Annotated in this window: 9 protein-coding genes and 1 riboswitch; of the genes, 6 read left to right on the top strand and 3 right to left on the bottom strand. The window is 35.4% G+C overall.

Annotated features, from left to right (window positions below; translation table 11 throughout):
* The first annotated feature begins 2 nt into the window (after positions 1-2).
* Positions 3-713: a HesA/MoeB/ThiF family protein gene (locus NG806_RS14360; RefSeq protein ID WP_261510255.1), complete on the top strand. Its 711-nt coding sequence runs from the start codon at positions 3-5 to the stop codon at positions 711-713.
* A gap of 159 nt (positions 714-872) precedes the next feature.
* Here the strand turns inward: NG806_RS14360 and NG806_RS14355 are convergent, their stop codons facing one another.
* Positions 873-3,095: a TonB-dependent receptor domain-containing protein gene (locus NG806_RS14355; protein WP_261510254.1), complete on the bottom strand. Its 2,223-nt coding sequence runs from the start codon at positions 3,093-3,095 to the stop codon at positions 873-875.
* Positions 3,096-3,295: 200 nt separating this feature from the next.
* Positions 3,296-3,395: riboswitch (SAM-I-IV-variant riboswitch) on the top strand.
* 302 nt (positions 3,396-3,697) lie between these two features.
* On the opposite strand from NG806_RS14355, the gene NG806_RS14350 reads away from it, so the two are divergent.
* Positions 3,698-6,442, top strand: a complete 2,745-nt coding sequence (locus NG806_RS14350; RefSeq protein WP_261510252.1) for a TonB-dependent receptor plug domain-containing protein — start codon at positions 3,698-3,700, stop codon at positions 6,440-6,442.
* A 72-nt stretch (positions 6,443-6,514) separates the two neighbouring features.
* Here NG806_RS14350 and NG806_RS14345 read toward each other — a convergent pair whose 3' ends face one another.
* Both NG806_RS14345 and NG806_RS14340 read right to left on the bottom strand, forming a co-directional pair.
* On the bottom strand, positions 6,515-8,782 hold the full coding sequence (locus NG806_RS14345) for an aconitate hydratase (protein WP_261510250.1): 2,268 nt from the start codon (positions 8,780-8,782) through the stop codon (positions 6,515-6,517).
* A gap of 325 nt (positions 8,783-9,107) precedes the next feature.
* Positions 9,108-11,888 (bottom strand): bifunctional aconitate hydratase 2/2-methylisocitrate dehydratase, encoded by a 2,781-nt coding sequence (locus NG806_RS14340; protein ID WP_261513111.1) that lies wholly within the window; start codon positions 11,886-11,888, stop codon positions 9,108-9,110.
* A 537-nt stretch (positions 11,889-12,425) separates the two neighbouring features.
* Here NG806_RS14340 and NG806_RS14335 point away from each other — a divergent pair.
* The 4 genes from NG806_RS14335 to NG806_RS14320 all read left to right on the top strand — a co-directional run bounded on the left by NG806_RS14335 (position 12,426) and on the right by NG806_RS14320 (position 17,005).
* Entirely contained in the window at positions 12,426-13,124 is a 699-nt protein-coding gene (locus tag NG806_RS14335; RefSeq protein WP_261510248.1) for a WG repeat-containing protein, read from the top strand.
* Between the two features lie 338 nt (positions 13,125-13,462).
* Positions 13,463-15,574: a TonB-dependent receptor gene (locus tag NG806_RS14330; protein WP_261510247.1), complete on the top strand. Its 2,112-nt coding sequence runs from the start codon at positions 13,463-13,465 to the stop codon at positions 15,572-15,574.
* A gap of 151 nt (positions 15,575-15,725) precedes the next feature.
* Positions 15,726-16,478, top strand: coding sequence for an HU domain-containing protein (locus tag NG806_RS14325; protein WP_261510246.1), 753 nt, complete (start codon positions 15,726-15,728; stop codon positions 16,476-16,478).
* The gene (locus tag NG806_RS14320; protein ID WP_261510244.1) at positions 16,463-17,005 is read left to right on the top strand and encodes an acyl-CoA thioesterase; all 543 of its coding nucleotides are present in this window, start codon (positions 16,463-16,465) and stop codon (positions 17,003-17,005) included. The genes NG806_RS14325 and NG806_RS14320 overlap by 16 nt, the downstream gene beginning before the upstream one ends.
* The last annotated feature ends 179 nt before the right edge of the window (positions 17,006-17,184 follow it).

Below are 17,184 nucleotides of genomic sequence, written 5' to 3'. Positions count from 1 at the left end.
TCATGAATAGTGAAGAGATGTTTTCAAGATATAGCCGGCAAATATTTATTAATGAAATAGGTGTTGCAGGCCAGCGAAAAATAATCAATGCAAAAGTACTTGTTGTTGGTGCTGGAGGACTTGGAAGTCCGGTTATTCAGTATTTGGCTGCTGCAGGGGTTGGAACATTGGGAATCGCAGATTTTGATGTCGTAGAATTACATAATCTAAACCGACAGATTATTTATAGTGAAAACAGTGTAGGAACGTCAAAGGTAAAAAGCGCAGTCGAGTTTGTTGAGAGTCTCAATCATCATGTAAATGTCATTCCTATTGAAGAGAAAATAGATCAATCCAATATTGAAAAAATAATTTCTGAATATGATCTTGTAGTAGATGGATCAGATAACTTTGCCACTCGATATTTAATTAATGATACCTGTGTAACATTAGAAAAATCTTTGGTATATGGAAGTATACTTGGGTTTTCTGGCCAGGTTGCAATATTTAATTATAAAGAGAGCAAAAATTTAAGAGATCTTTTTCCTGAACCTCCTTTTGATGAAGACCTTAATGATTGTGACAGCCTTGGTGTCCTGGGTTCATTACCCGGAATTGTGGGAAGTATGATGGCGCATCTGACTTTAAAAATAATAACAGATTTACCTTTAAATCTAAATCAACTAACTCTTATCGATACTTTAGAATGGCGATTTCAAACCATTAATTTTTAAATTATATTGTTTTAAATAAGAGAGGCAGTAAGAATATTCTTACTGCCTCCTTTTTTATTTTAATACTTAGTATAGATTTCTCCTTTGTTGAAATGACAGACAACATTGAGCACGAGTGTACAAATTAACAAATCAACGATTTTGCAATTTCACGAAGTTTTATTTATTGTCCTGTTGCATTACTCCGCCGTTGTCCTCTTTTTTAGTACTGTTTAAGATATTAGGGTCTTCCTTAGCTAATTTATTCTTAGTTGGAATTTTATAATTAATAGAGATCCCGAAGTTTCTTGTATCATATTTCGTTCTTAGCGTAACAGCTTCGCCATTTGGTGGATTAGAACGTACCTGCATTACCTGCCCATTGAAGATATCATTGGCAAAAACAGAGACTGTAAGGCGATTATCCAAAAACTTTTTAGTTAAGGTAATATCAACCGTGTTGCTGAATGGTTTCTCTGCAGTAAAGTAGAAATAGCCTGCTTTTGGAGTCAGATAACTATAATTAGCCGTCAGCTTTATTTGCTTAGGTAAAATTAACTGAGTCATCACATTGAAAATCCAAAATCCTCTATTGTTTAAATTATCAATTTCATGTTTTTGGTATCCGGCGTAGATATACATAAAGTTAATCTTATCAGGGTTAAAATCAAACTTCATGATCTCACTCATAGGCTTACTGAAAATCATAAATGGTACAGGAAGGCCTATATTGAAATTATGAATCCTCATACTGGAGATATTCACCTGTTCGTTGAAGAGATTCTTACCATCTTTTCTGATAATCTGAGCCACCTGATTCTTTGCTGAACTTACACTATATCCAATAAATGCATAATCAAAAGCAGAAAGCTTTACTTCATAGTTATCAAAAATTGTTGGCTGTAGATTAGGGTTACCTGTAACCTGAGTGTTTGGCCCTTGGAATGTTGTGTTGTTTGGGTTAAGCGCAGAAATACTTGGTAAGCTTATCTTCTTATTGTAGTTAGCCGAAATAGAAACCTGATTCATCAGGCTATATTGTACACTGGCGTTTGGAAACAATTTAAACTTATTAAAAGGAAGTAAGTCTTTCTGAACAACTGCCCCTTTGCTATCAATGACTCTCGTTATTCCGGAAATGTCATAGTTCTCAGCACGTGATCCTAACGTAAAATCGAATTTTTTCAATTTTGCCTGAAACTCTAAGTAAGTAGATGCTGTCTGTCTCTGGTAATCCAGATTGGTCAGACCTCTGCTTTGTGTATCGAAGTTTTGTTTTTCATATAATCCTCCAAAACTTACCTTTCCACCATCAAGAATTTTAATTGGCTGAGAATAGTCCACTTTGAAATTGGCTATTCTCATATCAGATTCATTGTTTAGCAGTACTCCGTCTGAAAACCTTGGGATAGTTTTATCAGGATTAATATAATTGATGTCTCTAAAAATATTATTCTGATCAAACTTACTGGTAGATTTAGTATATCCAAATTGAAAATCTAATTTTTGGGATTTATCGCTAAAGCGTTTCTGATAGGTAACAACAGCTTCTTGTCTTAAGTTGTTCGTGTAAGCAGCATCAAATGCATGAAAATAACCTTCTCTTATACTGTCTTTTATAGGAATGTAAGGGAGATCAGCAAAGCCATTACTATCAGTATAATTGCTGTTTTTGTTGTGATAGATATCATAGTTTAATAGCAATCTATCCTGACCAAGATCGAAGGTTAATCCTGACTTTGCAAAATAGCCACGACCAACCCTATCCGTATTACTTAGTAATAAGTCATTTTGATTCGAGTTTAGCATACTTTCACGATAATTCTGACCAAAATTCAATTGCCATCCGAAATATTTATTTCTGGCATTTAAATTTAAAGAATTAGTGGTTCTATTTCTGAATTTACCATAATTGCTAAAAGAATAGTTTCCTGAATAGGTTGCTGTTAGGTACTTATTAGCGTTTTTATTCGTAATGATATTCATGATTGCACCCCCTGAAGTTGCTGGAAATTCAGCTCCAGGTTGTGTAATGACTTCAATCCTGTCTACCGAATTAGCTGGCATTCCTTCCAGAAAAGAATTAAGTTCATTGGACGTAATATTCAAGGGACGCCCATTAAGATAGACATCAAGTATTTTTCCCTGATACATCATTCCTGCAATATCTGTTGAAACAAGCCCTGGAAGTTTTTTGATTCCTTCTAATACATTCCCGTTATTAAGCTGAGGTTGCTCAGAGAAATCGAAAATTGTTCGGTCTGCTTTCTGTTCAACGGCTTTTTTAGTTTTGGTCATTACAACCTCTTCAATTTGCTTTTCCTTTACCTGATTATTGGTCTTTTCCTGTGCATGTATAACTGTAATACCTAGAAAAGATAAAACGAGTATAATTTTTTTCATAATGTTTTTTTACTACTACTTGGTTAGACGCGTAAAAGTAAATTTTGTTACAAGATTCTTTTCTTGTATCATATGATATTTCCCTAAATGTGCCAAGAATACATTAAATTATAGACTCTAAGGACTTGGATTGATTTTGCGATTAATGTAATTTTTCCGTGAATTATTTTTTTATTTGCAAAATAGTTATATCTTTGCCCCATAATTATCAAGAATCTCATAGATGGGATAGCAACCTGCAAAACAAGCAAGGTGCTGAAATAGATAAGCCGACTCAGTTTCGGAAAAAATGTTTACTCTATTCTTCCCATCTTATAATTTTTGTTTTAAAGTATAAATCAATGTTTAAGAACACGGGAAATGACACCACAACAAATTTGACTTTTTGTCTTTTGAATACTGAAGCGAAGCTTCATTATTTCTATCAATATGCATATCATTATTCGATGTGTATGTGTTGCTGTTCTTAGCTTCCTTTAGTTTCTATTAACTAATAAAACCGTTTATCATTTCCTTTTTTAGCCTTGTACTTGCAGGGTTAGGAATTTCTATTGCTTAAAAGCTTTAAGCAGACAATCATTAATACAAAAAAGATAAAACACATGCGCAATTTTAAACACAGAAGTATCATCACTTCAGCCACCCTTATTTCGACATTTTACTACGCACAATCAGATACTATAAAATCTAAGAAAATAGACGAGGTGGTTCTACTTGGATCCAGAGGATCTGGTAGATCACTAACAGATACACCCGTTCCGGTAGATGTTATTAATATTTCAAAAATATTGAAACAAAGTCCGGTTAATAATATAAGTCAGGCCTTAAACTATATAGTCCCTTCTTTTTCTTCTACATCACATACTGTGAATGATGGAACCGATTTTGTCGATCCGGCACAACTAAGAGGGTTAGGACCGGATCAGGTTTTAGTCTTATTTAATGGAAAAAGAAGACACCAATCTTCACTGATTAACGTTACCCTTACACCTGGAAGAGGTTCTGTAGGAACAGACCTTAATGCTATTCCTGCTTTTGCATTGGATAAAATCGAAGTATTAAGAGACGGTGCTTCTGCACAATATGGTTCCGATGCGATTGCCGGAGTTGTCAATTTAGGTCTTAAAAAGAGATTAGGTTTTTCTGGTCAACTATTTTTGGGTGGATATGCTTCACCTGTTACCAATAATTTTTCGGGAGGCTTGGATGGAGAAACCATTTCCTTAGATCTTAATTATGGTTTTAAATTGGGGAAACAAGGTTTTTTTAATATTACCACATCAACGCAATATCGGGATCCTTATTCAAGAGCAGGGGTGAGAAATGGTGATATTTACAATGCCTATAATGCCATTAACTATAGAGCAGCACAAGATGGAGTGGACATTGATGGATTGTATAAAAATATTGGTAATACACCTAATAACCAACAGATTATCAATGCGATCAAGCAATATGCAACAAAAGTAAATTACTTTTCATCTGATTTACAGTCGCAAATTTCAAATGCAAATAGTATTTCAACATTACAGGGATTACTGGGTGGAGACGTTACTAATGATGAACTTGCTTACAGAGGATTAGAACGAAAAGATTTCAGTATCAGAGCTGGACAATCGAAACTGCAGTCGGCACAGGTGTACTATAATTCAGAAGTTCCTATTAATGATGACTGGAAAGTTTATTCTTTTGGTGGTTATAGCTACAGGTTAGGAAATGCGGGTGGTTTTTTCCGTTTACCAAATACGGAAAGGAATATCAATTTTATTACCCCTAACGGATATTTACCACAGATTGAAGCAACCATTAATGACTATTCTTATGCAGCTGGAATTAAAGGAAAATGGAATGGCTGGAATGTAGACCTAAGCAATACTTTTGGTAAAAACATATTCAATTTCGGAGTAGTAAATACTTTTAATTCTTCCCTGGTTAGTAACTCTCCAAGAAGTTTTGATGCCGGAGGTTTAGAGTTTTTACAGAACACACTTAATCTTGATTTCTCAAAAAAATATGATGTACTACATGGGCTAAACATAGCTTTTGGAGGAGAGTACCGTTACGAAAATTATAAAGTGAATGCGGGTAAAGAAAACTCTTATGCTTCTTATGATATTTTTGGAAATGTAGTAACAGTCAATACTCCTAAAAATGAGTTGGTAACCGATTTTTTTGGAAATACCAGACCTGCCGGTTCACAGGTATTTCCGGGTTTCAGCCCTGATAATGCAGTTTCTGGTAATAGAAATAGTGTTGCGGGATATTTGGATGTTGAACTGGAGCCAACTGATTGGTGGTTGGTAGAAGGAGCATTACGATATGAGAATTATTCAGATTTTGGATCAACATTCAATTATAAATTTGCGACCAATGTAAGATTGGTTGATAATTTCAATTGGAGAGGCGCTGTATCTACAGGTTTTAGAGCACCATCATTGGCTCAGATTTATTATAGTTCAACATCTACGTTGATTCAGCAGGGACAGACTACACAGGTGGGAACCTTTAGAAATAATTCTGAAGCGGCACAGGCTTTGGGAATTCCAAAATTGAAACAGGAAACTTCCCAATCTTATAGTACTGGGCTTACTTGGAAAGTTCCGAAACTGAATTTGGTCGTTACAGCAGATGTCTATTATATTAAAATTAAAGACAGAGTGGTATTAACTGACTTGTTTTCGCGACCGGATGGAACTTTCGCTCCGGGATCTGACCAAGCTGTTCTTCAAAATGCTTTTGATCTTGCCAGGGCGAGCGCTGCTAATTTCTTTGCTAATGCAGTTGATTCGCAAACAAAAGGACTTGATCTTACTATTTCACAGACCACGAGATTAGGTTCTGGAATTAGCCTGGAAAACTATTTTGGTTTCAATCTTAATCAGACCAAAAGGATTGGTGAGATCCATGCGTCTCCCAAGTTAGTAAGTCAAATTGATAGTTATTTTTCAGAGCCTAACAGAGTGTATTTTGAAGAAGCAGTTCCTCGTGTAAAAGCTACTCTTTCGAATGCTCTAAAATTTTCTGCCTTTAATGTTCTGGTAAGAAATTCTTTCTTTGGTAAGGTAACAGATGCTGATGTTTTGGATGCTAACTTTGATGGAGTTGTAGGTAAACAGGAACATTTTGTATTGAATAATCGCTTTGTAACCGATCTTTCTGTTGGATATGATTTTAATAAAAATGTTTCAGCAACAATAGGAAGTAATAATATATTCAATGTTATGCCTTCTAAAAATCCTCTTATCAATTCTTTAACTGCAGATAATCAGTTTGTTTATTCGAGACAGGTTTCCCAATATGGTATTGGTGGGAGATTTTTATTCGCAAGAGTTGAATTTAAATTTTAATAATATAATCCAAACTGGAAAAGAAAAAGCCTCGCATTTGCGAGGCTTTAATTATATAGAACTAAAATTTATTTAGTTTTCCTGTTTCTTGATAAGGTTTAGCGCAGAACCTGCTTTGAACCAGTCAATTTGTTGAGCATTGTACGTATGGTTTGCCATAATAATGTCTTTTGTTCCATCAGCATGTACAAATTCTAGTGTAAGCTGTTTTTCTGGGGCAAACTGATCAAGATCTAAGAAGTTAACAGTATCATCTTCTAAGATTTTATCATAATCAGCTTCATTAGCAAATGTTAACCCTAACATACCTTGTTTTTTAAGATTCGTTTCGTGGATTCGTGCAAATGATTTTACCAATACTGCTTTTACACCAAGATGTCTTGGTTCCATTGCGGCATGCTCTCTTGATGAACCTTCACCATAATTTTGATCTCCTACTACAATCGTAGGAATTCCAGCAGCTTTATAAGCTCTCTGTACAGCAGGAACTTCACCAAATTCACCTGTTAATTCATTTTTAACATGATTCGTTTCCATGTTGTAAGCATTGACAGCTCCAATCAACATGTTATTTGAAATGTTATCAAGGTGACCTCTATATTTCAACCATGGCCCAGCCATAGAAATATGGTCGGTTGTACATTTTCCGAAAGCTTTAATTAGAATTTTAGCTCCGGTAATGTTTTTACCATCCCAAGCTGGGAATTCTTCCAGCAATTGAAGTCTATCAGATGTAGGGCTTACCTTTACTACTACGGACGAACCATCTTCAGATGGAGCCTGGTAACCGTTGTCATCTACAGCAAATCCTTTAGCCGGTAATTCAGATCCTTTTGGCTCGTCAAGTCTTACCTGATCACCGTTTTCTGCAGTTAATGTATCTGTAATAGGGTTAAAGTCTAATCTTCCTGAAATTGCTACTGCTGCTACCATTTCTGGAGAAGCTACGAAAGCATGAGTATTTGGATTACCATCTGCTCTCTTTGCAAAGTTTCTGTTGAAAGAGTGGATGATTGAGTTTTTCTCTCCTTTATCAGCACCTTCTCTGTCCCATTGTCCGATACAAGGCCCACAAGCGTTCGTAAAGATTCTCGTGTTTTCAAATTTTCTGAAAGAATCTAAGAAACCATCTCTTTCTGCTGTGAATTTCACTTGCTCGGATCCAGGGTTGATTCCTAAGATTGCTTTTGGTTTTACTCCTTTTGCTACCGCATCTTCAACGATAGAAGCAGCTCTTGATAAATCTTCGTAAGAAGAGTTGGTACAAGAACCGATAAGAGCCCATTCAACTTCTAATGGCCATCCGTTAGCTTCAGCTTTAGCTCTGAATTCAGAAACAGGAGTTGCTAAATCTGGAGTAAAAGGTCCGTTTAAGTGAGGTGCCAGTTCTGAAAGGTTAATTTCGATTACTTGGTCAAAATATTGTTCAGGGTTTGCATATACTTCAGCATCACCAGTTAGGTGTTCTGCAATTTTGTCAGCCGCATCTACTACATCTTGTCTTCCTGTTGCTGCCAAGTATCTTCTCATTGAATCATCATATCCGAAAGTAGAAGTAGTCGCTCCGATTTCAGCACCCATGTTACAGATGGTTCCTTTACCTGTTGCTGAAAGAGATTCTGCTCCTTCTCCGAAATATTCTACGATACATCCTGTTCCCCCTTTTACGGTAAGGATTCCTGCCACTTTTAAGATCACATCTTTTGCAGAAGTCCAGCCACTCATTTTACCGGTTAATTTGATACCGATCAATTTAGGCATTTTAAGTTCCCAAGCCATTCCTGCCATTACATCTACCGCATCAGCACCACCTACTCCGATGGCTACCATACCAAGGCCTCCTGCATTTACCGTATGAGAGTCCGTACCGATCATCATACCTCCAGGGAAAGCATAGTTCTCCAATACAACCTGGTGAATGATACCAGCTCCCGGCTTCCAGAAGCCAATTCCATATTTATCACAAACAGAACTCAGGAAATTGAAAACTTCAGAGTTTTTGTTGATACCTTCCTGTAAATCTGATTCTGCACCTACTCTTGCCTGGATCAGGTGATCGGCATGAGCAGTTGAAGGAACAGCCACTTTAGCTTTTCCAGCCTGCATGAATTGTAAAAGTGCCATCTGCGCTGTTGCATCCTGCATGGCTACTCTGTCTGGAGCGAAATCTACATAAGAATTTCCCCTTTCATGTGCTTGTGTTGCATTTCCTTCCCAAAGGTGGGTGTATAATATTTTTTCAGATAGCGTAAGAGGTTTTGCCACGATTTGTCTTGCCGCAGCAATTCTCTCGGGGTAGCGCTCGTACACCTTTTTAATCATATCAATGTCGAAAGTCATATCTATTTTAATTTTTCTTTTTCAATAATTTTTTCCGGACTTTAATTTAAAAAATTTAAAATTAGGAGCAGAAATTCCTCAAATGTACTCATCAAATTCTATTCCTACCATTTAAAAATGGTATAAATAAGATGAATCATTAATATTTTTAATACCTATCAAGTTAAGGAAAAAATAATTTTTGAGCCGTTGACATAGGTTAAAATAATTCTACTGACTCTTAAATGGAAAGGTTCTAAATAAAAAAAGAAAGATTTCAAATCCAATGGATTAAAATCTTTCTTATATAATGTAAAACAGTCTTTTGACTTGTCATTTAATGCTGTTAATGACCAACCTGAACCAGTTCTTTAATAGGGGGTACAAACTTAGTCAGGTCAATGCCCTCAACTGCAGCTTTATATTCGTCTATGTTAGGAATTCTTCCAATGATAGCAGATAGAACAACAACCGGAGTTGATGCAAGTAGAGATTCTCCTTTTTTACGCTCAGAATCTTCAACTACTCTTCCTTGGAAAAGACGGGTAGAAGTCGCTAATACAGTATCTCCTTTAGCCGCTTTTTCCTGATTACCCATACAAAGGTTACATCCGGGGCGTTCAAGATACATCATGTTTTTATATTCAACACGAGCCTCGCCTTTAGGAGTATTATCATCAAATTCGAAGCCAGAGTATTTTTCTAAAAACTCCCAGTCTCCTTCTGCTTTTAATTCATCGATGATGTTGTATGTTGGTGCAGCTACAACAAGTGGAGCATTAAACTCAACTTTGCCTTGCTGTCTTTCAATATTTTTAAGCATTTGAGAAACAATTTTCAAATCTCCTTTGTGAACCATACAAGATCCAACAAAACCAAGATCTACTTTTTTCTCTCCTCCATAAAAAGAAAGCGCTCTGATCGTATCATGGGTGTATCGTTTAGAAACATCATCATTGTTTACATCAGGATCGGCAATCATTGGTTCTATAATCACATCAAGATCAACAACCACTTCAGCATAATACTTAGCATTTGCATCTGGAGTTAGAGCCGGTTTTTCACCTGATCTGATTTCAGCGATTCTCTTGTCAGCTTTGTTAATTAATCCCTGAAGAACCTGATTATGATTATCCATGCCTTTGTCAATCATGATCTGGATTCTGCCTTTTGCAATTTCCAATGATTCAATTAGGGTGCTATCTTCAGAAATATTGATAGAAGCTTTTGCCTTCATTTCGGCAGTCCAGTCTGTAAATGTGAATGCCTGGTCAGCAGGAAGCGTTCCAATGTGAACCTCGATGATTCTTCCCTGGAATACATTCTCTCCTCCAAACTGTTTAAGCATTTGAGCTTGTGTTGCATGAACCACATCACGGAAATCCATATGCTCCTTCATGTTTCCTTTGAATGTTACCTTAACAGATTCGGGAATTGGCATAGAAGCCTCACCTGTAGCGAGTGCAAGAGCAACTGTTCCTGAATCTGCTCCAAAAGCAACACCTTTGGACATTCTTGTGTGTGAGTCACCACCAATAATGATTGCCCACTCATCGATTGTTATATCATTAAGAACTTTGTGAATCACGTCAGTCATAGCGTGATATTCACCTTTCGGGTCACGAGCTGTGATCAAACCGAAATCGTTCATGAATTTCATTAATTTTGGAATGTTGGCCTGAGCTTTTTTGTCCCATACTGAAGCGGTGTGACAACCTGATTGGTATGCACCATCAACAATTGGGGAAATTACTGTAGCCGCCATTGATTCCAATTCCTGAGAAGTCATAAGACCAGTTGTGTCCTGTGAACCAACGATATTAACTTCTACACGAACATCTGAACCTGCGTGTAACACTTTTCCTGGTGTTGTACCTACTGCATTTCTGTTGAATATTTTTTCTACTGCTGTAAGACCCTGTCCCTCATGAGAAATTTCTTTTGACGAAGCAAAAACAAGGGGTGTTTCTATTCCTAGAAGTTTTGCTGCAAATGTCTGAAGTTTTTTACCAAATACGATAGCGTATGATCCACCAGCTTTTATAAATTCAACTTTCTGTGGAGTGAATGCCTTAGAAATGTCAATCAGCTCTTGATCACCATTATAAAGTTTTTTTGTCTTTGTATTAATGGTAAGAACAGTTCCTGTAGCTACAGAATAAGTTTCCTCAAGGATGGGTTCTCCATTTTCATTACGGATCGGGTTGCCATCTGCATCCAGTTTTTTTACCCAGTTTTTAAGGTCAATACCAATACCTCCTGTAACATCAACAGTTGTAAGGAAAATTGGAGAAATACCGTTTGTTCCTCCTACAATTGGAGCTATGTTTACGAATGGGATATATGGGCTTGCTTGTTTACCAGTCCATAAAGCTACGTTGTTTACCCCTGACATTCTTGATGAGCCTACACCCATTGTTCCTCTCTCTGCAATCAACATCACACTTTTGTCAGGATGTTGTGCCTGTAATGCTTTAATTTCATCCTGCGCTTGAGGAGTAATCATACATTTACCGTGAAGTTCACGGTCTGATCTTGAGTGAGCCTGATTACCCGGAGAAAGTAAGTCAGTTGAAATATCCCCTTCACCAGCAATAAATGTCACTACTTTAATCTCTTCAGCAACTTCCGGTAGTTTAGTGAAAAACTCTGCTTGTGCATAGCTTTCAATAATTTCTTTTGCGATTTCATTACCGCAATTGAATGCTTCCTTTAAACGATTTGTATCAGCATCATAAAGGAAAACCTGTGTTTTAAGAACGTTTGCCGCTTCTTTGGCAATAGATATATCATTACCCAAAGCCAGATCCAGCAACACTTCAATTGAAGGGCCACCTTTCATATGAGATAACAACTCAAAAGCATAAGCTGGTGAGATCTCATCTATTAGAGATTCACCCAGAATAATTTCTTTTAAAAATTTAGCTTTCACTCCCGCTGCACTTGTCGTTCCGGGTAAGGTGTTATAAATGAAAAATTTAAGAGACTCCGATCGATCTGCATTACCTGAATCTTTAATTTGTGTGATAATTTCACTTAGTAATTCAGCACCATCAATTGGCTTTGGATTAAGCCCCTGGTTTTTTCTTTCTTCAATCTCTTTGATGTAATCCTTATAAATATTCATAATAGAAGTCTCTTTTTCAATGTTAAAGGTAAATTTATAACGCAGTTCGTAGTACTGCCACATTTTTTGCCAGTCTGTATAAACTACAATAATACCATTTGAGCTGTCGAATCTTGATATGCAAGATGGACTGAAGTAAAATCAGCATAATCTATACCTCTTTTAAAAATGTGAGATAATAATTCCGTCCCAAAAGTGATTATAAAAGGGCCTTGTCTGAAAAGTGTAAGTAGCTTACCTGTAATCTTTCTTGCCGCAAAAAACTCTTTCCGGGTAACGTTCGGATACTTTTTTGATCATGTTAGTGTCAAAAGTTCGATCTCAATACGTTTTAAAATTATCAAACAATTAAAAATGTTCCCAAAATTACGAATTTTTAATATTTTATCAGGGTGTAATTATTTAGATTCTTTATAAATATGATTTTTATATTTTCTATTTTGGCTGTACTTTTGCAAAAAAATGATGAAAGTGAAAAACACAATAAGTCTTCTATCCCTCTTTATTTCGGTTTTTGTTTTTTCCCAAACAAAATCTGTGAAAAAATATCAGGTTAAAAAAACTTCAAAAACGGTTCAGAAAAAAGTAGCTCAACCTAAAATTAATCCTGATCTGGTATTTATTAATGAAGATATTCCTGTCCTGATTCCTCAAAAGAAGGATGGAAAATTCGGATATATTAATCAAAAAGGAAAATTTATTATTCAACCTGAATATCATATTGCCGTATTTTTTGCTGAAGACTGCAATCTTTTGTACTCTCCTAATGAAAAAATCAGAAAGTTTGGAACAAAAGATTATGCTACTGTTGAAAAAGATCTGATTTCCTACAGAATAGATCAGTCCGGTAAAAGAGTTTACCAATACAAAAATCCAGATTTGGGAAAATGTAAAACTGAATTTAAACAACAGCAATATCAGGCTTATATTTTGAATGGCTTCTATGGAATTATTGAACCTTCAAAATTCGTAAACGCAGCCGATTATAGAGATTATCAGATCTATCCTCAGTATGAATATCTTCATATCATGGAAGGGGATGATGTTTCAGACCCTATGATCGTAGCATCTCATAATGACAGATTTGGAGTGATCGATGTTCATAATAAAGTGGTCATTCCTTTTGAGTATTCTAATATCAAGCGAAACTTCAGTTGGAAATTGGGGAAAATGTTTGAAGTAACCAAAGATGGAATCAACTACTATTATATTGATTCAAAGAACAAAGCATATTAGATAAGGGGCGAGGTGTAAAATATTTGTGCCTGTTATTCGATCTGGGAAAAGAATATTTCAAAAACGTGAATTATTCGTAAATGTTGACTATTCTTAACTCGAAGCCCTGCTCCTGAATCTCGCAAATGGAGCCAGTTAGCTGAATCTAGAACCCCGTTTCTCGTCTCATATATTTTTTGTAATTTTGCGGCTGAAATAAAGGGGTGCTTTTACAGGCTGAGATTATACCCAATGAACCTGGAACAGGTAATGCTGTTTAGGGACGCTTCGACTAAATGTCGGAAATGTATAATATCTTATTGATCCCCTTTTATTCATTAAATTTTAAAATTTATAGAATGAAAGGATTACTTTTTTTAGGGCTTACTGCAAGCTCGTTGGGTTTTGTACAAGCCCAAAAAACAGACACCATAAAAATTAAGGAAATTGAGGCTGTCAACTTCACCAAAAGACTTCCTGTTGCTAAAGAAATTATTAATGTTCAGAAAGATCTTGATAGTCGAAATCTAGGTCAGGATCTACCTATACTTTTAAAAAATCAGACTTCTGTTATATCTACTTCAGATGCTGGAAATGGAGTTGGATATACCGGATTTAGAATTCGTGGGGTTGCTGGTAGAGGAATCAATGTGATGATGAATGGAGTTCCTTTCAATGACTCCGAAAGTCAGGGGACCTTTTTTGTGAATGTTCCTGATTTAACGAGTTCTGCTTCACAGATCATTATTCAAAGAGGAGTAGGGACATCAAACAATGGAGTTTCAGCCTTTGGAGCAAGTATTAATGTGATCTCTAAAGATCCGGATGATAAGTTCTATGTAAAAACTGATGATAGCTATGGATCATTCAGTACTTATAAATATTCAGCGGAAGTTGGTTCTGGAAAATTCTGGAACAACCGTCTTTCTCTAATGGGAAGATACACGCACATTAGTTCTGATGGATATATTGATAGAGCTTCATCTAGATTGGATTCCTATAATTTCACTGCTTTATTTGAGGAAGGTAAAACAAGAATTCGTTTAATGGCTTTTGGTGGGAAAGAAAAAACCTATCAGGCCTGGAACGGAATAGACAGAAAGACCTGGGAAACAGATCCTAAATTCAATTATTCAGGAGCAATCTACGGAACAGATGGGAATATCACCGGTTTTTATAATAATGAAACAGATAATTACAGACAGAATCATTATCAATTACTTTGGGAACAAAGGTTTAATGATCACTGGAATTTAGAAACTACTTTACATTATACGAAAGGAAAAGGGTATTATGAAAACTACAAACAGGGGGATCCTTTTTCAACATATAACTTGCCGGATATCCTTGATGAAGGAGAGCTAATAAAAGATTCTGACTTTATCAGGAAAAAATGGCTGAATAATGACTTTTACGGAATTGTTTCAACGCTTTACGGAAAGTATGAAAACCTTGATCTTAATTTTGGAGTAGTTGGAAATCAATATTATGGAAGACATTATGGTAATGTAACCGGAGTTTTTTATCCTATTAATGAACACGAATACTACAGGGGACGATCTGTAAAAAATGAAGTGGCTGGATTTGCTAAGGCTTTGTATAAAATAAATGACTTTGAGTTTTTCGGAGATCTACAGCTTAGAAATATAGACTATGACACAAAAATTATATTGGCTGGTGATAATGAAGGTGCTAATCTAAAGAAGAATTGGTTGTTCTTTAATCCAAAAGCCGGTGTAAATTATAGAATTGGAAATGGGAAAATATTCTTATCATATGCCCATGCTCAACGTGAACCGAATAGGGATGATCTTATCGCTAATAATGATGTAAAAGCAGAAAAGCTTCATGATTTTGAGGCAGGATTTGAAAAGCAGTTAGGAATTGTTTCGTTGACTGCTAACTTGTATTATATGTATTATGTAAATCAGTTGGTTCTAAATGGTGAGCTTAATAACGTTGGTGCATTTATAAGAACAAATTCTGGTGAAAGTTATAGAAGAGGAATTGAAGTGGGGGCAGTAGCAAAACTTTCAAAACAATGGGAAGTTTCAGGTAATGTGAGTGTGAGCCAAAATAGAAATCAGGATTTTAAAATAGAAAATGAAACGTTGGTTAAGGAGTTGGGAAATACACAGATTTCATTCTCACCGGACATTGTTGCCAACTTAGGATTGAAATTTAATCCTAATAAAAATTTCCAGTTTTCTTTGATGAATCAATATGTAGGGAAACAGTATCTTGATAATACAGAAGATAAAAATTTGCAGCTTAAAGACTATCTTCTTACTGACTTTAATGCACAGTATGAATTCAAAATTGCCAATAACGATATTGCTTTAAAGCTACTGGTGAATAATATTTTTAATAAGAAATACGTAAACAATGGAGCTGTGTATGGTGGAGAGCCTTACTATTTTTCACAGGCAGGAACTAATTTTATGTTTGGAATAAGTTGGAAAATTCAATAACGATATTACAAAAATAAGAGGTATTTATTTCCAAATGTTTAAAAAACGAATTTAAACCTGAAATTATACATTTTAAGACTGTTATGGCAGTCTTTTTTTATGCAAATAAATGTCATAAAAAGTCCTGAAAAAGTTATAAATTTGCTGCCAAATGAATATTTCTGCTTACATTCTAGAATATCTGAAACAATTTGGTACTGTTACAGTTCCGGCTTTTGGTGTGTTTTCTTTGGAAAACTCTAAAGCGATTATTAATTCAGAAAATGGAAGTATACTTCCTCCCTCCAGTCAGATTGCATTTGCATCAGATTATGAGGTGGAATCTGATGAATTGATATCTTTTATAAGTAATCAAAAACAAATTTCACAGGAATCTGCTCAAAGTGAATTACAGATTCAGACTGATTTTTGGAAAAAGAAACTTCAGGCAGACCAGACTTTAGAAATTCAGAATTTGGGGTCGATTTTCATCGAAGATGGAGTGACACACTTCAAAGGGAATAGATTAGAATCTAATCATCCGGATTATTATGGTTTGGAAGAGATCAAGCTTTCTGATATAAGTAGTACAGAGAAGTCATCAGTTTCTGAAAATACAGATAAAGATTACAAGTTCAATAAATCTATTCTCTGGATTTTTCTTTTTATAATTCCTGTTTTAGGTATACTTTATCTGGCATTTACACAACAAGAACTTTTATTTGGTAAAAAATCTTTTGATAGTGTTTCTGTACAGACTAAAACAAGAAGGATAGAAAAGGATACAGTAAAAGTTAAAAGAGATTCTACACAGATGAAGGTTTTGGATTCTTTAAAAAAAGATTCCTTAATACAACCAGCTCAAAAAGGAGGCAACCTCAAAACCACTCAAAACAACACTAAGGCAACATGGCAAAAAAAATAAAAAAAGCGTCAGATTCACTGACGATTATGACTAACATTGTTCTTCCCAATGAAACAAATTCCTTAAGAAATCTTTTTGGAGGTGAACTTTTAGCAAAAATGGATCGTTGTGCATCTATTTCTGCAGCAAGACATTGTGAAAGAAGAGTAGTGACAGCTTCTGTAAATCATGTTTCTTTTAATCATCCAATTCCTGAAGGAGGGATTGTGATTTTAGAATCTAAAGTTTCTAGAGCATTTTCTACTTCTATGGAGGTGTATGTTGATGTTTGGTTGGATGATCCTATTAATCAGAAGAAGATTCATACCAATGAAGGAATTTATACTTTCGTTGCTGTAGATGAGTTTAACCGTCCGATCCCGATCCCTGAAATGATGCCTGAAACGGAAGAAGAAAAAGAGAGGTTTGCTGCCGCTTTCCGTAGAAAAGAACTTTCATTGATCCTTTCTGGAAGAATGAAGCCTTTGGAATCTGTAGAGCTGAAGAAATTATTCCAGGAGCCAGAGAAAGGAAAAAAAGATAAATAGTATCAGGGCTTTGTATATAACCAAATACTTGTATATAATTAATTATAGAATAATACAGAGTTCTTGTCATTTCGTAGGAATCTAAACATCTATCTATTATCTTTTTGTTGAAATTCTTTAAAAATGATCAAATGCTCAGTTATAGTGTCATCATAGATTAAGGTTAATTTTAAGCTTTC

This window comes from Chryseobacterium paludis (genome assembly GCF_025403485.1).
Classification (GTDB): domain Bacteria; phylum Bacteroidota; class Bacteroidia; order Flavobacteriales; family Weeksellaceae; genus Chryseobacterium; species Chryseobacterium paludis.
This window is presented reverse-complemented; position numbering and strand designations above follow the sequence as displayed.